General features: G+C 43.3%; 16 protein-coding genes. 15 read left to right on the top strand and 1 reads right to left on the bottom strand.

All coding sequences use genetic code 11. The features are described 5' to 3' along the window. The first annotated feature begins 55 nt into the window (after positions 1-55). The 13 genes from spoIIP to deoC all read left to right on the top strand — a co-directional run bounded on the left by spoIIP (position 56) and on the right by deoC (position 17,009). Positions 56-1,261 (top strand): stage II sporulation protein P, encoded by a 1,206-nt coding sequence (gene spoIIP, locus D3H55_RS03255; protein ID WP_119545482.1) that lies wholly within the window; start codon positions 56-58, stop codon positions 1,259-1,261. A gap of 37 nt (positions 1,262-1,298) precedes the next feature. Further along, a complete protein-coding gene (locus tag D3H55_RS03250; RefSeq protein WP_240628468.1) occupies positions 1,299-1,622 on the top strand; it encodes a DUF3679 domain-containing protein in 324 nt (107 codons plus the stop codon). A gap of 511 nt (positions 1,623-2,133) precedes the next feature. Then, positions 2,134-3,969: a translation elongation factor 4 gene (lepA, locus tag D3H55_RS03245; RefSeq protein WP_119545480.1), complete on the top strand. Its 1,836-nt coding sequence runs from the start codon at positions 2,134-2,136 to the stop codon at positions 3,967-3,969. 100 nt (positions 3,970-4,069) lie between these two features. Next, on the top strand, positions 4,070-5,212 hold the full coding sequence (gene hemW / locus D3H55_RS03240; RefSeq protein ID WP_119545479.1) for a radical SAM family heme chaperone HemW: 1,143 nt from the start codon (positions 4,070-4,072) through the stop codon (positions 5,210-5,212). 549 nt (positions 5,213-5,761) lie between these two features. Then, positions 5,762-6,790: a heat-inducible transcriptional repressor HrcA gene (hrcA, locus tag D3H55_RS03235; protein ID WP_119545643.1), complete on the top strand. Its 1,029-nt coding sequence runs from the start codon at positions 5,762-5,764 to the stop codon at positions 6,788-6,790. 124 nt (positions 6,791-6,914) lie between these two features. Next, positions 6,915-7,508: a nucleotide exchange factor GrpE gene (gene grpE / locus D3H55_RS03230; RefSeq protein ID WP_119545478.1), complete on the top strand. Its 594-nt coding sequence runs from the start codon at positions 6,915-6,917 to the stop codon at positions 7,506-7,508. A 32-nt stretch (positions 7,509-7,540) separates the two neighbouring features. After that, entirely contained in the window at positions 7,541-9,367 is a 1,827-nt protein-coding gene (gene dnaK, locus D3H55_RS03225; RefSeq protein ID WP_119545477.1) for a molecular chaperone DnaK, read from the top strand. A 664-nt stretch (positions 9,368-10,031) separates the two neighbouring features. After that, positions 10,032-11,156 (top strand): molecular chaperone DnaJ, encoded by a 1,125-nt coding sequence (gene dnaJ / locus D3H55_RS03220; protein WP_119545476.1) that lies wholly within the window; start codon positions 10,032-10,034, stop codon positions 11,154-11,156. 24 nt (positions 11,157-11,180) lie between these two features. Continuing rightward, the gene (gene prmA / locus D3H55_RS03215) at positions 11,181-12,122 is read left to right on the top strand and encodes a 50S ribosomal protein L11 methyltransferase (protein ID WP_119545475.1); all 942 of its coding nucleotides are present in this window, start codon (positions 11,181-11,183) and stop codon (positions 12,120-12,122) included. A 25-nt stretch (positions 12,123-12,147) separates the two neighbouring features. Beyond that, complete coding sequence (locus D3H55_RS03210; protein WP_119545474.1) at positions 12,148-12,900, top strand: 16S rRNA (uracil(1498)-N(3))-methyltransferase; 753 nt, start codon at positions 12,148-12,150, stop codon at positions 12,898-12,900. A gap of 5 nt (positions 12,901-12,905) precedes the next feature. Further along, entirely contained in the window at positions 12,906-14,252 is a 1,347-nt protein-coding gene (gene mtaB, locus D3H55_RS03205; protein ID WP_119545473.1) for a tRNA (N(6)-L-threonylcarbamoyladenosine(37)-C(2))-methylthiotransferase MtaB, read from the top strand. Between the two features lie 197 nt (positions 14,253-14,449). Then, positions 14,450-16,114, top strand: a complete 1,665-nt coding sequence (locus D3H55_RS03200) for a glycoside hydrolase family 13 protein (protein WP_119545472.1) — start codon at positions 14,450-14,452, stop codon at positions 16,112-16,114. A 223-nt stretch (positions 16,115-16,337) separates the two neighbouring features. Next, entirely contained in the window at positions 16,338-17,009 is a 672-nt protein-coding gene (deoC, locus tag D3H55_RS03195) for a deoxyribose-phosphate aldolase (protein WP_119545471.1), read from the top strand. A 564-nt stretch (positions 17,010-17,573) separates the two neighbouring features. Here the strand turns inward: deoC and D3H55_RS03190 are convergent. Then, positions 17,574-18,497 carry a Na/Pi symporter gene (locus D3H55_RS03190; RefSeq protein WP_119545470.1) on the bottom strand — a complete coding sequence of 308 codons (924 nt, stop codon included), beginning with the start codon at positions 18,495-18,497 and terminating at the stop codon, positions 17,574-17,576. A gap of 285 nt (positions 18,498-18,782) precedes the next feature. Here D3H55_RS03190 and rpsU point away from each other — a divergent pair, with 285 nt between their 5' ends. Together rpsU and D3H55_RS03180 are read left to right on the top strand one after the other, a co-directional pair. Further along, on the top strand, positions 18,783-18,956 hold the full coding sequence (gene rpsU / locus D3H55_RS03185) for a 30S ribosomal protein S21 (RefSeq protein WP_006838418.1): 174 nt from the start codon (positions 18,783-18,785) through the stop codon (positions 18,954-18,956). 14 nt (positions 18,957-18,970) lie between these two features. Next, a complete protein-coding gene (locus D3H55_RS03180; protein WP_119545469.1) occupies positions 18,971-19,423 on the top strand; it encodes a GatB/YqeY domain-containing protein in 453 nt (150 codons plus the stop codon). The last annotated feature ends 111 nt before the right edge of the window (positions 19,424-19,534 follow it).

The raw sequence follows: 19,534 nt of genomic DNA, 5'->3' as shown, positions 1-19,534 counted from the left end.
ACTTCTTCTATCTCTATCATATTTTGTACTAGAGTTGAGATGGAAGGGTGAAAAAATGAAGTCGTATAAATCATCCAATTATGTTGTAGCAGTGAATCTATCGACAATTGTTAAAGGAATCCTTGCGTTTGTCTTTGGCCTTCTTTCAATTTTTTCTTTGTCTGGGATACTTACATCACTCAAGCCTGAATACCGGATATCTTCAAGTTCTGTCAATCATGCAGCAGAACATGTATCAGGAGCGATGCTATATAACCTTTTCACAATGGAAAACAGGGCTTTCGGGGCAGCGGACCCGGAGGGGGAAGAACTCCCCTCGATGTCTAATCTTCTCTTTGGCATGGCAACAAACATCAGCTTCAAGGATCCCAGAAGTTTTTTAGGGAGGGAGCTGCCCGGGTTCTCGATCTTTGATGGGGAGATACTGGTAGCTGGCGAAGGAACGGACTTTACCAATATGCCGTACGAATCGGTGCCGCCGGAAGCAGCGCTGAATGCAGATAATGATGCGCAGCTCCAGAACACAGAGAAACTTGAAAATCCATCTCCAGGGGAGGCTCCTGATGCGGGCGGACATACAACCGGAGATAAAAAAACAGTCTATTTATACTTTACTCACACCCGTGAATCATATCTTCCATACTTGAAAAATGTGACAAATCCGGATCTTGCCCACCATTCGCAAATAAATGTCACAAAAGTTGGAGATAAATTAAAAGAAGAGCTGGAAAACCGGGGCATCGGAACAATGATTGATAAGACGGATATCATCGCTAATCTGAATAAAAAGGGACTGGATTACTGGAATGCATATCAGGAATCCCGGCCGGTTGCCCAAACAGCAATGGCTCAAAATAAAGATTTGATCTACCTTATTGATATTCACAGGGACTCACAGCGGAAAGATATCACTACAGCAACAATCAATGGTAACCCGTATGCCAAACTTGCATTTGTTGTTGGTGCTGAACATCCGAACTACGAGAAGAATCTGAAGATCGCTACTGAGCTGCATAATCAGCTTGAAAAAAAATATAAAGGCATTTCCCGCGGGGTTTTTGTGAAAAAGGGAAGCGGTACGAACGGCAAGTTCAATCAGGATTTGACTTCGAATTCCTTATTGGTGGAATTCGGCGGGGTGGATAATACTTTTGAAGAATTAAATCGGTCATCAGCTGCGCTCGCAGATATTTTTGCAGAGTATTACTGGCAGGCTGACAAAGTCGGGCACGTCATCTCGGCACCTGCTTCGAGCCAATGACAAAATTACGTAAAGGATGAGCAGGATGAAAAGATTCATGTTTAAAAGCATACTGTTGGTATCGGTATTATTTGTCGGTGTTCTTATCGGAATGCAAAAAGCAAACGATGGAATCAAGGATATGAAAGGATATGACGAAGAGGGGATGGGACCGCCCCTTACAATATCCGAGGATGAAGCTGGCAATATTGAAGCGTCCCTGCTCGGTCAGGAAATGGGAAGCACCTCGATTTCGGAAAAGAAAAAGAAGCTTGAAGAAATGAAAAGCTTTAATTTTTTTTCCGAGATAGGGAAAACAGTGGCCGGGATCATGAAAGGACTCACGGAAAAAACAGTAGAATTTGTTTCATCTTTGCTTTGAGGAGGAGCGCTTTCGGGCGTTCTTTTTGTTGTGGGATAAGGTATTCCAAGGGGATCAATTATTGATCACCATGCTGGCTTAACATTTACTAATACAATGATCAAAACTTTAACAACTCTTAATTCATTCTTTATTAGTGGGGTTCAGGAGATTTTAGGATGTAGGAATAGACCAAATCCCTTTGTCTCACTAGAAAAAATGGTGCAATTCCTCTTGTAATGGACCTGATTTGTCCGTGTCCCAATATAAGTTGGTGCATTACCTTTGTAATCATCCATACATTGCTTGGTCTCCCTAAAACCCCTTCATTCCGCCAGGATCATGCCATGCTCGTCAACATCTATCCAAATAAACCTATGGAAAAATCGTGCCAAAAGCATATACTATATTAACTGGAGAAGGAATCCAATATTAAGCAGACCCCTGCAACATGGTTATGATTGAATATTGCTATTTGTACTGATATAATTCAAAATAGTGTACATGCGTCGATTAACAGGAGTTGAAAGTAATGAACCGTGAAGAAAAATTAAAACGACAAGAGAAAATACGTAACTTTTCTATCATTGCTCACATAGATCATGGAAAATCTACTTTGGCAGATAGAATTCTTGAAAAGACGAAAGCGTTAACTGCCAGAGAAATGAAAGAGCAGCTGCTTGATTCGATGGACCTTGAAAGGGAACGCGGAATCACCATAAAGCTGAATTCTGTTCAATTGAAATATGAGGCAAAAGATGGGGAAACATATATATTCCATCTTATTGATACACCGGGCCACGTCGATTTCACTTATGAGGTGTCCAGAAGCCTGGCTGCATGTGAAGGTGCTGTCCTGGTGGTAGATGCTGCCCAGGGGATTGAAGCGCAAACCCTTGCAAATGTTTATTTAGCGTTGGATAATGACCTGGAAATCCTTCCGGTCATCAACAAAATCGATTTGCCTGCTGCTGATCCTGAGCGGGTTCGCCAGGAAGTGGAAGATGTCATCGGGCTTGATGCTTCCGAGGCTGTACTGGCTTCTGCAAAAGCAGGAATTGGGATTGAGGATATCCTTGAACAGATCGTTGAGAAAGTCCCGGCTCCGCAGGGCGATCCCGAAGCTCCTCTGAAAGCCCTGATCTTTGATTCGTTATATGATGCATACCGCGGTGTTATAGCTTATATCAGAGTTGTTGATGGGTCCGTTAAAGTCGGAGATAAAATCAAAATGATGGCGACCGGAAAAGAATTCGAAGTGAACGATGTCGGAGTTTTCACCCCTAAAGCCACTTCTTGTGATGAGTTGACCGTCGGGGATGTAGGCTATTTGACTGCCGCCATTAAAAATGTCGGGGATACACGTGTAGGTGACACCATAACAGGTGCGAAAAATCCTGCTGAAAGTCCGCTTCCAGGTTACAGGAAGTTGAATCCGATGGTATACTGCGGCCTGTATCCGATTGACTCGGCCAAATATAATGATCTGCGTGAAGCATTGGAAAGACTTGAACTGAATGACTCTGCCCTTCAATATGAGCCTGAAACATCCCAAGCTCTCGGGTTTGGTTTCAGGTGCGGATTTCTTGGATTGCTTCATATGGAGATCATCCAGGAGCGCATCGAGCGCGAATTCAAGATTGATTTGATTACGACAGCACCAAGTGTTATCTATAATGTTCATATGACAGACGGTGAAGAAGTCAAAATCGATAACCCTTCCATGATGCCTGATCCGCAAAAAGTGGACAGAGTGGAAGAACCATACGTAAAAGCGACAATGATGGTGCCGAATGATTATGTCGGAGCAGTTATGGAATTATGCCAAGGGAAACGCGGCAACTTCATCGATATGCAATATATGGATGAAACCCGTGTGAACATTGTATATGAAATTCCGCTTGCTGAGATTGTATATGACTTCTTCGATCAATTGAAATCCAGTACAAAGGGATATGCTTCATTCGATTACGAACTGATCGGATATAAAGAATCAAAACTTGTGAAAATGGATATCCTCTTGAATGCTGAACAGGTAGATGCGTTAAGCTTTATCGTTCACAGGGATTTTGCGTATGATAGAGGAAAAGTCATTGTAGATAAGCTGAAGGAATTGATTCCAAGGCAGCAATTTGAAGTGCCCATCCAAGCAGCTATCGGTCAGAAAATCGTTGCCCGTTCAACGATTAAAGCCATCAGAAAGAACGTACTTGCCAAATGTTACGGTGGAGATATTTCCCGTAAGCGAAAGCTTCTTGAAAAACAGAAAGAAGGTAAAAAGCGCATGAAGCAGGTCGGTTCTGTGGAAGTGCCGCAGGAAGCGTTCATGGCAGTACTGAAGATGGATGACAGCAACAAGTCCAATTAAAGTAAGCGAAAAATAGTATGTTTCGTTATAAAGGAGGGGGAGTTGCTTTTACAGCAGGCTCCCCTTTCTCTATCGAAATGAATTGAAGGTTGTGAAAGAAATGATACATTCAGCTTATATCCACATTCCGTTTTGCCATCACATCTGCCATTATTGTGATTTTAATAAAGTATTTATGAAAGGGCAGCCAGTAGATGAATACCTGAGCCATTTGAATAAAGAAATGAAAATGCAGCTTCAAAAGTATCCGGCGGATAAACTTTCGACGATTTTTGTCGGGGGAGGCACGCCAACTGCACTTGATGCGTCCCAGCTTGAAGTGCTCTGCCGGAATATCAATGACTCTCTACCCTATTCTAGAGATGAAGTAGAGTTTACTTTTGAAGCCAATCCAGGGGATTTGACCAGTGATAAGCTTGAAGTCCTTTACCAAAATGGAGTGAACCGTTTAAGCTTTGGTGTACAGTCTTTCAATGATGAGCTGCTGAAAAGGATCGGCCGCAATCACAGAAGCAAAGATGTGTATACCTCTATCGAAGCGGCAAAGAAAGCCGGCTTTGAAAATATCAGCATCGATCTGATATACGCTCTTCCTGGACAGACGGTTGCTGATTTCAAGCACACGCTGAAAACGGCGCTTGAATTCGACCTTCCTCACTACTCCAGTTATTCTCTCATCATAGAACCAAAAACGGTATTTTATAATTTGATGAGAAAAGGGAAATTATCACTCCCGCCGCAAGAAGCGGAGGCGGAGATGTACAGTGTTCTGATGGAAGAGATGGAAGCAGCCGGGATTCATCAATATGAAATCAGCAATTTTGCCAAAAAGGGTTTTGAGAGCAAACATAACCTTGTTTATTGGAATAATGAAGAGTACTATGGCTTTGGTGCCGGGGCACATGGATATGCAGAAGGGAACCGATATGCCAATTTCGGACCTCTGAAGAAATACATGCAGCCTCTTGAGGAAGGACAATTGCCGATCATAGAAAACCATGAACAGACCAAAGGGGAAAAGATGGAAGAGGAAATGTTCCTTGGACTGCGTAAAACCCAGGGAGTTTCCGTTTCGCATTTCACCGAAAAATTCGGTGAAAGCCCAATGACAGTCTTCAAAGAAGCTATAGAGGAAATGACTCAAAAAGAACTCCTGGCAGTCGAAGATTCATACATCCGCCTGACCCAAAAAGGAAAGTTCCTGGGCAACGAGGTATTCCAAGCTTTTCTGGGGGTTATATAGAACGAGTAAACTCTACTTAATGCTCAGTTTGCATTCTGGACTTTTACTTTGTTTTTGTTTTATCGGGTTGATTGGAGCGGAAGGTGCCCGACCTCCTGCGGGATCAGCGTGACAGGTGCGGCCACAAATGCAGACCCGGGTGGCCAACTGAGCTCCAGGACCCAACCCCTCGGGGGCGAATCAAACTAGAATGTGCTTAAAACGGTTCTAGGATCCAAAAGGGAGCGGGAATCAAAGAGAAGAGGGGCGTAGAGCAAGTACAAAAAAGAAACGGATCTAAAGCGAAAAGGCGCGTAAAGCGGTTCTAGAGTCCAAAAGGAAGCGGTAGTCAAAGAGAAGAGGCACATAGGGCAGTTCTAGACTCCAAAGTGGAGCGGGAACCTCCTGCAGCTGTAATCGATATCCCTGCCGGTGAAGGACAGGAGAAATTTCACACAAAAATTCGTCCTTTAATCAGGTTCTTCTAATTGACATCTCCAATGCGATTTGATAATTTATTATTAGATTTAGCACTCATTAATTGAGAGTGCTAACAGAGGTGATGAAATGTTGTTAACAGATCGACAGCTGCTTATACTTCAAGTAATCATTGATGATTTCATCCGGTCTGCACAACCGGTAGGTTCGAGGAGCCTGTCGAAAAAAGAAGAGATTTCTTTCAGTTCCGCAACAATCAGGAACGAAATGGCAGACTTGGAGGAGTTCGGTTTTATAGAGAAGCCGCATACCTCTTCAGGGCGTATTCCTTCTGAAAAAGGATATAGATACTATGTTGACCACCTTCTTTCTCCCGCCCAGCTGAAGACAAAAGATGTTAAGACGATAAGGTCCATTTTTGCCGAGCGTATCTATGAAATGGAAAAAGTCGTGGAAAGGTCCGCTAAAATCCTTTCCGAACTTACTAATTATACAGCGATTGTCCTTGGTCCGCAGGTGAAGGAAAATAAGCTTAAGAAAATACAAATCATTCCTATCAGCCAGGAAACGGCTGTAGCCATAATCATTACAGACACAGGGCATGTCCAGAATCGGATGTTTACGATCCCTCAGGCAGTCAAGCCCGGCGATTTGGAAAAGCTCGTCAACATTCTCAATGAACGATTGACGGGAGTGCCGATGACCGAATTGAATGACAAGATATTCAAAGAGGTTGCACAGCTGCTGAAGCAGCACATAGAAAACTATGATTTGATGATGCATTCCCTGGTAAATACCATGGATCTGCCGGTGAGCGAAAAGCTCTTTTTTGGCGGGAAAACCAATATGCTTAATCAGCCTGAATTCAATGACGTCCATAAAGTCCGCCTTCTGTTGAACATGATAGAGCAGGAAGATGGAATATATGATATGATCAAACATCTCCCAAATGGTCTCAACGTGAAGATAGGGAAGGAAAACAATGTGACGGCGATGGAGAATTGCAGCCTGATAACCGCATCTTATTCCGTTGCGGATGAACAGGTTGGTTCAATTGCAATATTGGGACCGACCAGGATGGAATATTCCAGGGTGATAAGTTTATTGAATTTTTTAAGTGACGATATGTCCAAAGCACTGACAAAGCTGTATCAAAGCTGAAGCGTGTGGATATATTGAATAGAGGATATCGGGGCCGGTGCATTGAAGAAATTTCTGCGCCTGGTCCCGGCTACTGTGTTTCATGATGAGGGAGAGTCCCTTTACTTTTAAGGAGGTGAATGGAATGGCAGAAGAAACGAACAACAAAGTTGATCAAGAAGAATTGCATGATCAGCAGGAAGAGCAAACCTCAACAGAAAATGAAGAGGAAATTTTCGCTGAAAGCCTGGAAAATCAAGAAGGTGAAGAAAGCGGAAAATCCCCTGAGGAAACTCAGATCCTTGACCTGCAGTCGAAGTTGGATGAATCCGAAAGCCGTTATTTGCGACTGCGTGCTGATTTTGATAATTTCCGCCGCCGTGCGAACTTGGACCGTGAGGCGAGTGAAAAATATAAGTCTCAAAGCCTTGTGACAGAATTGCTCCCTGCAATTGACAACTTTGAGCGGGCGCTGAATATTGAACCTGAGAACGAACAGACAAAATCCTTGCTCCAGGGAATGGAAATGGTTTATCGTAGCTTAGTGGAAGCGTTGAAAAAGGAAGGCGTGGAACCGATCGAAACAGTCGGACACGAATTCGACCCGCACTTGCATCAAGCTGTTATGCAGGGAGAAGATGAAAACTTCGGTTCAAACATTGTAACTGAAGAGTTCCAAAAAGGGTATAAACTGAAGGATCGCGTTATCCGTCCTTCTATGGTAAAAGTAAATCAATAACACTACATACAAATTACAAGGAGGTTTTTCTCATGAGCAAAATTATCGGTATTGACTTAGGGACTACAAACTCATGTGTGGCAGTCCTTGAAGGCGGAGAGCCAAAGGTTATTCCAAATCCGGAAGGTAACCGCACAACGCCTTCAGTGGTTGCTTTCAAGAATGGTGAACTTCAAGTTGGGGAAGTGGCAAAGCGCCAGGCAATCACAAATCCAAATACAGTGATCTCCATCAAGCGCCACATGGGGACAGACTACAAAGAAAAGATCGAAGACAAAGAATATACACCGCAGGAAATTTCTGCAATGATCCTTCAGCATTTGAAATCTTATGCAGAAGATTATCTTGGTGAAAAAGTTGAAAAAGCGGTCATCACTGTACCGGCTTACTTCAATGATGCAGAACGACAAGCCACTAAAGATGCCGGGAAGATTGCGGGCCTTGAAGTAGAACGTATCATCAACGAGCCTACCGCAGCCGCCCTTTCTTACGGCTTGGATAAAATGGAAGAAGACCAGACAATCCTGGTTTATGACCTTGGGGGCGGAACTTTTGACGTATCCATCCTAGAATTAGGCGATGGAGTATTCGAAGTTCGTTCTACTGCCGGTGACAACAGACTTGGCGGAGATGACTTCGACCAAGTGATCATCGACTATCTTGTTGAACAATTCAAAAAAGAAAACGGCATTGATTTATCCAAAGATAAAATGGCGCTTCAACGCCTTAAAGATGCTGCCGAAAAAGCGAAGAAAGATCTTTCAGGTGTGACTTCCACACAAATTTCACTTCCATTCATCACTGCTGGTGAAAACGGGCCGCTGCACTTGGAAGTTAATATGACCCGTGCTAAATTTGATGAAATTTCTGCTGACCTAGTAGAGCGCACAATGGGGCCGACACGCCAGGCGCTTAAAGATGCAGGTCTTTCTGCAAGCGAAATCGATAAAGTCATCCTTGTTGGTGGATCCACTCGTATCCCTGCAGTCCAGGATGCAATCAAGAAAGAAGTAGGAAAAGATCCTCACAAAGGTGTTAACCCTGATGAAGTTGTAGCAATGGGTGCAGCGATTCAAGGCGGAGTATTGACTGGGGATGTAAAAGACGTTGTCCTTCTTGATGTAACTCCTTTATCACTTGGTATCGAGACAATGGGAGGCGTATCAACTAAGCTGATCGAGCGTAATACGACAATCCCTACTTCAAAATCACAAGTATTCTCAACTGCAGCAGACAACCAGACTGCCGTTGATATCCATGTACTTCAAGGTGAAAGACCGATGGCAGCGGATAACAAAACTCTAGGACGTTTCCAATTGTCTGATATCCCGCCGGCTCCACGCGGTGTGCCGCAAATCGAAGTTAAATTCGATATCGACAAGAACGGTATCGTGAACGTTTCAGCTAAGGACCTTGGAACAGGGAAAGAGCAAAACATCACAATCAAGTCTTCAACAGGACTTTCTGATGATGAAATCGACCGTATGGTTAAAGAAGCAGAAGAAAATTCTGAAGCAGATAAAAAGCGCAAAGAAGAGGTTGAACTTCGCAATGAAGCGGATCAGCTGATCTTTACGACTGAAAAGACAATCAAAGACCTGGGTGACAAAGTAGAAGAAGCTGAAGTCAAAAAAGCTGAAGAAGCTAAAGATGAACTGAAAGCGGCTATCGAAAAGGATGATTTGGAAGAGATCCGTACGAAGAAAGATGCTCTTCAAGAAATCGTTCAAGGCCTTTCAATGAAGCTATATGAGCAAGCTGCACAAGCACAGCAGCAAGCTGAGGGAGCGGAAGGCCAGGCAGGCGGAGATGACGACGTCGTCGATGCTGAATATGAAGAAGTAAAAGACGACAAGTAATATTAACTTCATAGAAATGGCCAATGGAAAGTCAAAGTCAGGTCTATCTTGACTTTGGCTTTTTCTTTGGTAAGATCTTTTGCGTTCTAATAGTTGTGTAACTTGTAGTAGACCAAGTAAGACACATTAAAGGGGTCACTGCAAAAGAAGGTTTGCAATTATTATGTTAGTGAACCACATGATTCGGTGAGAGGTCCATGAATGAGATTATTTCAGGCTGATATAGAATGATTGTATTATCTTACACTTAATGTTGGTTGAAGTGGAGGGTGCGTGATCTTCTGCGGGATAAGCGGGACTCGTCCAGCTCCAGCGGCCGAGGACCGTACCCACCGGAACGGACTTAGCACCTGGCAGATTCCGGTCTCTCTCCTTGTGATAAGTCATCATCGACTCACTAGCTCGTCATGATTCATTTATCTCATGCGAGAGCCCTCCAATCTGTACAGCGCTGAACGGCCGCTTCCGCTTTTTGTTCACCGCCCGCCCCGCGGAGTCGGGCGCCTGAAGCGGAAATCCATAACTCATACTCCGAAAGCGCAACAAACATTATAGTGTTTAAAAAGCGGAGGTAATCTCCTCTATTTCTGAATAAACATTGTGAGGGACCCCTATTTAATGTTAAAATAACCTTTATGCATAAGGAATCGGGAGTGTTGTATTGATGAGTAAACGGGACTATTATGAAGTTCTTGGCGTTGAAAAAGGCGCCTCCAAAGATGAAATTAAAAAGGCATACCGCAAACTCTCAAAGAAATATCATCCTGATATTAATAAAGAAGCGGATGCAAATGAAAAATTCACAGAAATCAGTGAAGCCTATGAAGTATTGAGCGATGAACAAAAACGCGCTCAATACGATCGATTCGGCCACACCGATCCAAACCAGGGATTCGGTGGCGGAGGAGACTTCGGCGGCGGCTTTGGCGGCTTCGAAGACATCTTCAACACCTTCTTCGGAGGAGGCGGAGGCCGCAGACGGGATCCTAATGCCCCAAGAGCCGGCGCGGATCTGCAGTATACGATGAGTGTCACATTTGAAGAAGCCGTATTTGGGAAAGAAACGGATATCGAAATACCGAAAGAGGAAGAATGTGAAACATGTGATGGTACCGGGGCAAAGCCTGGAACAAAACCCGAAACATGTAAACACTGTCAGGGAACTGGCCAGCTGAACGTCGAGCAGAATACACCGTTCGGCCGGATTGTGAACCGCAGGGTATGCCACCACTGCCATGGAACGGGCAAGTTCATCAAGGAAAAATGTAATACTTGCGGCGGTAACGGAAAAGTCCAGAAGCGCCGTAAAATCCATGTGAAAATCCCTGCAGGTATTGATGAAGGACAGCAGCTTAGAGTGTCCGGTCAGGGTGAACCTGGTGTGAATGGAGGACCTCCGGGAGATTTATACGTTGTCTTCCATGTCAGAACTCATGAATTCTTTGAACGTGACGGAGATGACATCTATTGTGAGATGCCGATCACTTTTGTTCAATCAGCCCTTGGCGATGAAATTGAGGTACCTACATTGCATGGAAAAGTGAAACTGAAAGTCCCTGCAGGAACACAAACAGGAACTAAATTCAGGCTTCGCGGCAAAGGTGTGCCGAACGTAAGAGGTTACGGTACAGGAGATCAGCATATCCGGGTGAAAGTGGTAACGCCGACGAAGCTGACCGACAAGCAGAAAGAGCTGCTTCGTGAATTTGCCGATATCACTGGACAGGTGCCGGATGAACAGCATGAAAGCTTCTTTGATAAAGTAAAACGTGCCTTTAAAGGTGAATAAACAGGAACGGAGTTGGTAGAGTCGATGAAATGGTCAGAGATCAGCATACACACAACGAATGAAGCAATTGAGCCAATTTCAAATATTCTTCATGAAGCAGGTGCAAGCGGAGTTGTGATTGAAGATCCATTTGAATTGGAAAAAGAACGCGAAGACATTTTCGGAGAGATCTACCAACTCAATCCTGATGATTTTCCTGAGGAAGGGGTCATTGTCAAAGCCTATCTTCCAGTCAACAGTTTTCTTGGTGAAACGGTAGATGAAATCAAACAGTCTATTGAAAATCTTGTGAAATATAATATCGATATCGGAAGAAACAGCGTTGAAATTTCCGAAGTGAATGAAGAAGAGTGGGCAACTGCCTGGAAGAAATACTATAACCCGGTCAAGATTTCGGAAAAATTCACGATTGTTCCGACATGGGAACAATATGAACCCGTGAACAGTGATGAATTGATTATTGAATTGGATCCGGGAATGGCTTTTGGGACAGGCACGCATCCTACGACCGTGATGTGCATTCAAGCATTGGAAAGAACCGTTAAGCCAGGCAATCATGTCATAGATGTTGGTACTGGATCAGGAGTCCTGAGCATTGCTTCAGCAATGCTGCAGGCTGAAAAAGTGGGAGCTTATGACCTTGATGAGGTGGCGGTCAACTCTGCCCGTTTGAATACCAAGCTTAATAAGGTACATGACCGTGTGGCTGTTAGCCAAAATAACCTCCTTGATGGTGTATCAGAAGGAGCTGACGTCATTGTCGCCAATATCCTGGCAGAAGTCATCTTGAAATTCACAGATGATGCGGCAAGGATTGTGAAGCCTGGTGGATATTTCATTACATCCGGAATCATCGGACAGAAAAAGGATTTGGTCAAAACCGCAGTCATTGAAGCAGGATTTGAAGTTGAAGAAGTCATGTTAATGGAAGACTGGGTTGCCATTATTGCAAGGAAACCCGAATAACCGTTTTGTAAAAGGGTGATCACCGATGCAAAGATATTTTATAAACCAGCAGTTTCAAGAAGGAAGCCTTGTTGTCATTGAAGGCGAGAACTTTCATCATATTGTCCGTGTGATGAGAATGGGAAAGGACAGCTTATTCTACGTCGTCTTTCCAAATGGAGCTTCGGCAAAAGTTCAAATTGAAACGATTTCCAGTGACTGCCTTGAAGCTAAGGTAGTACAATGGGAGACAGATGAGAAGGAAATGCCGGTGGAAATCACGATTGTGAGCGGACTGCCAAAAGGGGATAAATTGGAATTGATCATCCAGAAAGGGACTGAGCTTGGTGCAAAGGAATTTGTCCCTTTTACCGCAGATCGCTCAATTGTAAAATGGGATGAGAAGAAAGCGAAGAAGAAAACTGAACGCTGGGAAAAGATCGCCAAAGAGGCTGCTGAACAGTCCCACCGCCAGCATGTCCCAGTGGTACATTCCCCAGTTTCGCTCAAAGAACTATTATCCCTTGCCGCTGACTATGATCATAAGATTGTAGCTTTTGAGGAAGATGCAAAGGCGGGGGAGCAAAGCAACTTAGCTGCCATCTTGCAAGCTGCAAAGCCGGGTCACCGTCTTCTGGCCGTTTTTGGACCTGAAGGCGGGTTGACGGAGAAGGAAGTCGAGACACTTAAAGGTCACGGATTTGTCTCTTGTGGTTTAGGGCCAAGAATCATGCGTGCAGAAACAGCACCGTTTTATCTGTTATCTGCTGCATCCTATCAATTTGAACTAATGAGGTGAAAAATATGCCAACAGTAGCTTTTCATACCCTCGGTTGTAAAGTGAATCACTATGAAACAGAGGCTATTTGGCAATTGTTTAAAGAACAGGGCTATGAACGCCTTGATTATGAAAATACTTCTGATGTATACGTCATTAACACATGTACAGTCACAAACACAGGAGATAAAAAAAGCCGTCAGGTTATCAGGCGGGCGATCCGGAAGAATCCGGATGCTGTCATCTGTGTAACTGGTTGTTACGCCCAGACATCCCCTGCAGAAATCATGGCGATTCCTGGAGTGGATATTGTGGTAGGTACACAGGACCGCAGAAAAATGCTCGAGTATATCGAGCAATACAAAGATGAAAGACAGCCGATCAATGGTGTAGGAAACATCATGAAAAATCGAGTCTATGAAGAACTGCAGGTTCCTGCCTTTACAGACCGTACGCGAGCTTCATTGAAGATTCAGGAAGGCTGTAATAATTTCTGCACATTCTGCATCATCCCATGGGCAAGGGGGCTGATGCGCTCTCGTGACCCGGAAGAAGTCATCCGCCAGGCTCAGCAGCTTGTGGACGCCGGCTATAAAGAAATAGTCCTGACAGGCATCCATACTGGAGGATATGGCGAGGATATGAAAGACTATAACCTTGCTATGCTCCTTCGCGATCTTGAAGAAAAGGTGGAAGGGTTGAAGCGAATCAGGATTTCTTCCATTGAAGCCAGCCAGTTGACGGATGAGGTTATTGAAGTCATCGATAACTCCAACATGGTTGTAAGGCATCTTCATATTCCGCTGCAGTCCGGTTCAAATACGGTGCTAAAGAGAATGAGAAGAAAATATACGATGGAATTCTTTGCGGAAAGACTTGAAAAGCTGAAAAAAGCATTGCCAGGTCTTGCTGTGACTTCCGATGTGATCGTAGGTTTCCCTGGTGAAACCGAAGAAGAATTCATGGAAACATATAATTTCATCAAAGAGCATAAGTTCTCTGAATTGCATGTGTTTCCTTATTCAAAACGTACAGGTACCCCTGCTGCAAGGATGACAGACCAGATCGATGAAGAGGTCAAGAATGAACGTGTTCACCGCTTGATCGAATTGTCAAATCAACTTGCTAAGGAGTATGCTTCACAATTCGAAGAGGAAGTCCTCGAAGTAATTCCAGAAGAAATCTATAAAGAGAAGCCAGACAGCGGGCTGTATGTCGGGTATACGGATAATTACCTGAAAGTAGTGTTCCCTGCTGCAGAAGATATGGTAGGGAAGCTTGTCAAAGTTAAAATCACCAAAGCAGGATATCCATATAACGAAGGACAATTTGTCAGAGTTTTGGAAGAAGAGAAGACAACAGCAGTCAGCTAAACATGAAAGCCGGTTCATTTTGAGCCGGCTTTCTATATTTTTCTTAAAACCATATTGATTAGTTCATGATTTAGCTGTAAACTAAATACGTAAAAGAAAGCGCAACCATCTTCTATTTTTTTTTACCTATCAGTGCAAACGATTGCGCATCAAAGATATTTTCTCAATTAAAATCTTTCGTATGAGGTGTTTTTACAATGAAAAAAGTATGGTGGAAAGAAGCCGTTGGCTATCAAATATACCCTCGCAGCTTTCAAGATTCCAATGGTGACGGGATTGGTGATCTGCAAGGGATCATCCAAAGACTGGATTATATAAAAGATCTTGGCATCGATGTCATATGGATCTGCCCTATGTACAAATCCCCAAATGATGATAATGGATACGATATTTCCGATTACCAGGATATCATGGAAGACTTTGGAACGATGGAAGACTTCGACCTGCTCATGAAAGAAGTTCATGCAAGGGGAATGAAACTGATCATTGATCTTGTCCTTAATCATACCAGTGACGAACATCAGTGGTTCATAGAGTCCCGCTCCTATACTGAAAATGAAAAACGCGACTGGTACATTTGGCGTGATGGGAAGAACGGAAAAGAGCCAAATAACTGGGAGAGCATCTTCGGAGGATCAGCTTGGGAATATGACGAGAAATCAAATCAATACTATCTTCATGTATTCTCCACGAAACAGCCTGATCTGAATTGGGAGAACGAAGAAGTTCGTGAGGCTTTGTATGATGCAGTAAACTGGTGGCTGGACAAAGGAATCGACGGCTTCAGGATTGATGCAATCAGTCATATTAAGAAACGTCCTGGTCTGCCTGACATGCCGAATCCAGAAAACCAGAAATATGTCTCTTCCTTCGATATGCACATGAACCAAAAAGGCATTCATGCATTTCTTCAGGAATTCAAGGATAAGACCTATTCAAACTATGATGTAATGTCTGTTGGGGAAGCAAATGGCGTCACAGCAGACGAAGCGGAACTTTGGGTCGGTGAAGAAAATGGAAAAATGGATATGATCTTTCAGTTCGAACACCTTGGATTGTGGGATGCTGAAACAAACCCAGACCTTGATATAGTGGAACTGAAGAAAGTCCTGACACGCTGGCAGAAAGGCCTTGAAGGAGATGGCTGGAATGCCCTTTTCATTGAAAACCATGATAAGCCCCGAGTCGTTTCAACTTGGGGGAATGATGAGGAATATTGGAGAGAAAGCGCCACTGCAATGGCTGCCATGTATTTCTTGATGCAGGGGACACCTTTCATTTATCAAGGACAGGAAATTGGCATGACTAACGTGCAGTTTCCTTCCATAGACGACTACGATGATGTTGCAGTCAAGAATCTTTATAAGCTAAAGCGGGAGGAAGGCGCCTCCCATGAGGAAATCATGGACATTATCTGGGCGTCATCCCGGGATAACAGCCGTACCCCTATGCAGTGGTCAGCCGGAGAGAATGGCGGCTTCACGACTGGGAACCCTTGGATGAAAGTAAATCCCAATCATAAGAGGATAAATGTCGAAGTCCAAATGAAAGATGAAGCTTCCATCTTATCGTTCTATAAAAAGATGATTAAGCTTAAAAAAGACCATGACATTTTTACGTATGGGATTTATGATTTGATACTGCCGAAGCATGAGCAGATTTATGCCTATACAAGGAGTCTCGAAAATGAAAAGGTTCTGGTAGTGGCTAACCTTTCCACAGACAAGGCAGTAGTTTCACTGGAAGAAATGAAAGTAAGTTCAGAAGGGCTGCTTTTAAACAACTATGTAGCAGAGCGGCACAGTGGTGTGAGCCAGTTCACGATGCAGCCTTATGAAGCAAGGGTATATAGATTGGCGTAAATGGGAATTTTGTGTGTGGTCTATAATATTGTTTCAATAGACAGCACAAGCCCCAGGGAAAACATATTTTCAAATGCATTCAGAAAAAAGATCAGGAACTTGTCTTGATCTTTTTTTCTTTAGGATAAACTAAGTCCAGGAAGTTTCCTTAAAAATCTCGTATAATCATCAAACCTTTGTTACAATGAAGAGGTACGGACAACTTGTTGGAGGAGTGTAACGAATGGAAAACAATATCGCAAAAATGATCGATCATACATTACTGAAAGCGGACTCAACAAAAGACCAAGTTACAAAGATTTGCGAAGAAGCGAAAGAATTCAACTTTGCTTCAGTCTGTGTTAACCCAGGCTGGGTAAAGTATTCTGCAGAACTGCTGCAAGGCACTGACGTTAAGGTATGTACTGTCATCGGGTTTCCTTTGGGAGCTACGACTTCAGAGACAAAAGCATTCGAAACAAAGGATGCGATTGAAAAAGGTGCAACTGAAGTAGATATGGTCATCAATATTGGTGCCCTGAAGGATGGAAACAATGATTTAGTAAAGCAGGATATCCAGGCAGTAACTGCCGCGGCGAAGGGCAAGGCTCTGACAAAAGTAATCATTGAAACCAGCCTTCTTACTGATGAGGAAAAAGAAAGAGCATGTAAACTTGCTGTTGAAGCAGGAGCAGATTTCGTTAAAACATCGACAGGTTTCTCAACTGGCGGAGCAACCATCGAAGACATTAAGCTGATGAGAAAAACAGTCGGACCGGATATCGGTGTGAAAGCTTCCGGTGGTGTAAGAAGCGTTGAAGATGCTAAAAACATGATCGAAGCGGGTGCGACAAGGATCGGGGCAAGTTCCGGCGTTCAAATCGTGCAAGGTATGACAAGTGATTCGGATTACTAATTAAAATGGACAGCCTTCGGGTTGTCTTTTTTTGGCTCTTTTCGTAAACTTTGTTGCTATTCAATACAAATTTCTAATAATATAATCGCCGTAAAAATGCCAGTGAGCAGGAGAGAAAAGAGCTGCTCGTTCTTTTTCGATAGTAAAACCTTTAAATACTGGTGAAAAATGCGGGCACTGGGATTTTTTCAAAAGCAACAATATAAGCGAAACCAGCCTTTTTATTTTGGAGTGTATTTGGCGAATAGAAGGGAGTATCTTGTACGAAGAGTTCCTTTTAAAAGAGGGGAACAGTATAAATGGTGTAGAGCAGAGGCAGAGGGTGACTCCAGAGAGGTACATAAGTCAGACTAAAGGCTTCTGGAGCAGGTGAAGGTGTCTTCCAAAAGGTTCATGGAGCAGCCACAAGCCCGAGAAGCCTAGTTAGAGTGCACTATAAAAGTCCATGTAAACCGCAAACATAAATCAATGAAAATTAGTGTGTACCATGAAAAACCATGGACCATCGATCGACAAATTGATATCTCTCAGGTGTTATTAAGGTTTTCCCTGGGCAGAGCTCCTTCATCCTTTGCCGTGCAAGTGTTCAATCATCTTTGCAAACAGTCCGGAAAAAGGCAGAACGATAATAGAACAGATGACATTAAAGACAAGGCTGGCATGGGCAAGCTGCAATTCTGGACTCTGGGCTGCCGCAGCCACCAATCTGCCTAATTCTTCAATGAATGGAAAGAATGCCAGTACCCCGAAAACGTTAAGCCAAATATGTGCATAGACCGTCATTTTGGTCGTCCTTCCACTGCCGATTCCGGCAATATAAGAAGTGACGCATGTACCAATATTAGCACCAAGCATGATGGCGATCCCCGCAAAAATATTGATGATGCCCGCATCGGCAAAACTCATGGCGATTCCGGTAATTACAGTGCTTGATTGAATGAGCCCTGTAAGTATCACACCCAGCAGGACTGAAAAAAAGGCAGAAGAATTGGAAGACTCCATTAAAGCATGAGTGAAATCTTGGCCGGCCAAAGGAGCTGCAAGTTCCTCGAAACCCCGCATGCAGACAAATATCAGCGACAGGCCCAATAAAGATAAAGCCAATGGCCTGGTATTCCGATAGGGGAGGATCAGAAGAAATACAGAACAAATCACCAAAGGAAGACTTAAAAAACCTATATCCATAGAAATGATTTCCAAAGTCAAGGTGGTTCCGATATTAGTACCGAGTATGATTCCGATCGATTGCCTGAATGTCAGGATCCCCGCAGAAACAAACCCGATAGTGAGGACCATCACCGCTGAACTGCTTTGAAGGATTGCTGTAACAGCAATTCCAATTACAAAACCTTTCCATGGGGCATCTGTCCACCTTGAAATCAAGTCTCTCATTCTCTCCCCAGCCATATTATATAAGCCGCTTTTCAGCCAAAACATTCCAAGCAGAAAACAAAAAATCAGCAAGATAAAAAGTAAAAGTTGAAGCATGTCCTCACCCTCCTCCTATACTTTATTAGGGAGGATGAATATACATGTCTAATTATACGAGCAAATGAACGGAAATTGTTGACCTTATGTAAGGCTTATATTATAATTGCAAGGTGAATGGATTTAAATATCCATACAGAAAGTTTACTTTCTGTAAAAGGCTGTACTTATTAGCAGCAAAGTGAAGGGCAGCTAGGTATTGTCAGATGCCCTTAGTGGATGGCAAATTGCCAAGGTCTTTACTTTAACATGTAAGTGCAGTGTTTCGGAGGGAGGGAAAGAGAGATGTCAAAAACAGTTGTTCGTAAAAACGAATCGCTTGAAGATGCTCTTCGTCGCTTCAAACGTTCAGTTTCTAAAACAGGAACTTTGCAAGAGTACAGAAAGCGCGAATTCTATGAAAAGCCAAGCGTGAAGCGTAAGAAGAAGTCTGAAGCAGCCAGAAAACGTAAGTTCTAAGAGAGGGTGTAGATATGAGTCTTCTCGATCGTTTAAATAATGATATGAAACAAGCTATGAGGAACAAAGAGAAAGATAAACTTTCTGTTATCCGTATGCTGAAAGCCGCATTGCAAAATGAAGCGATTAAGCATGGAAAACAGGAGCTTTCTCAAGATGAAGAGTTGACTGTCCTTTCTCGAGAAGTGAAGCAACGCAAAGACTCCCTCCAGGAATTTCAAAACGCAGGCCGTGAAGATCTCGTTGAGAAAATCGAAACGGAACTGACTTACGTCGAAATATATATGCCTGAACAGATGTCTGAAGAAGAAGTAACTGAAATCATCCAACAAGCAATCGATGAAACAGGGGCATCTTCCAAGGCGGATATGGGTAAGGTGATGGGGGCTATCATGCCTAAGGTTAAAGGGAAAGCTGATGGGGCTCTCGTCAATAAACTTGTTCAACATCATTTATCACAACAATAAAAAATGAGAAGCGGGGTTCCGCTTCTCATTTTTTATTGGGTAAGATGAAGAAGACCGCAGCAAAAAAAAGAAAAAATTAATAATTACTGAAACCTTTTTTGATCTCATTCG

It is taken from the genome of Bacillus salacetis, from assembly GCF_003581585.1.
Classification (GTDB): domain Bacteria; phylum Bacillota; class Bacilli; order Bacillales; family Bacillaceae_B; genus Rossellomorea; species Rossellomorea salacetis.
This window is presented reverse-complemented; position numbering and strand designations above follow the sequence as displayed.

Bases quoted from the DNA above. Each gene is read 5' to 3' on its own strand.
- spoIIP (WP_119545482.1), top strand. From the start codon at position 56: ATGAAGTCGTATAAATCATCCAATTATGTTGTAGCAGTGAATCTATCG.
- D3H55_RS03250 (WP_240628468.1), top strand. From the start codon at position 1,299: ATGTTTAAAAGCATACTGTTGGTATCGGTATTATTTGTCGGTGTTCTT.
- lepA (WP_119545480.1), top strand. From the start codon at position 2,134: ATGAACCGTGAAGAAAAATTAAAACGACAAGAGAAAATACGTAACTTT.
- hemW (WP_119545479.1), top strand. From the start codon at position 4,070: ATGATACATTCAGCTTATATCCACATTCCGTTTTGCCATCACATCTGC.
- grpE (WP_119545478.1), top strand. From the start codon at position 6,915: ATGGCAGAAGAAACGAACAACAAAGTTGATCAAGAAGAATTGCATGAT.
- dnaK (WP_119545477.1), top strand. From the start codon at position 7,541: ATGAGCAAAATTATCGGTATTGACTTAGGGACTACAAACTCATGTGTG.
- dnaJ (WP_119545476.1), top strand. From the start codon at position 10,032: ATGAGTAAACGGGACTATTATGAAGTTCTTGGCGTTGAAAAAGGCGCC.
- prmA (WP_119545475.1), top strand. From the start codon at position 11,181: ATGAAATGGTCAGAGATCAGCATACACACAACGAATGAAGCAATTGAG.
- D3H55_RS03210 (WP_119545474.1), top strand. From the start codon at position 12,148: ATGCAAAGATATTTTATAAACCAGCAGTTTCAAGAAGGAAGCCTTGTT.
- mtaB (WP_119545473.1), top strand. From the start codon at position 12,906: ATGCCAACAGTAGCTTTTCATACCCTCGGTTGTAAAGTGAATCACTAT.
- D3H55_RS03200 (WP_119545472.1), top strand. From the start codon at position 14,450: ATGAAAAAAGTATGGTGGAAAGAAGCCGTTGGCTATCAAATATACCCT.
- deoC (WP_119545471.1), top strand. From the start codon at position 16,338: ATGGAAAACAATATCGCAAAAATGATCGATCATACATTACTGAAAGCG.
- D3H55_RS03190 (WP_119545470.1), bottom strand. From the start codon at position 18,497: ATGCTTCAACTTTTACTTTTTATCTTGCTGATTTTTTGTTTTCTGCTT.
- rpsU (WP_006838418.1), top strand. From the start codon at position 18,783: ATGTCAAAAACAGTTGTTCGTAAAAACGAATCGCTTGAAGATGCTCTT.
- D3H55_RS03180 (WP_119545469.1), top strand. From the start codon at position 18,971: ATGAGTCTTCTCGATCGTTTAAATAATGATATGAAACAAGCTATGAGG.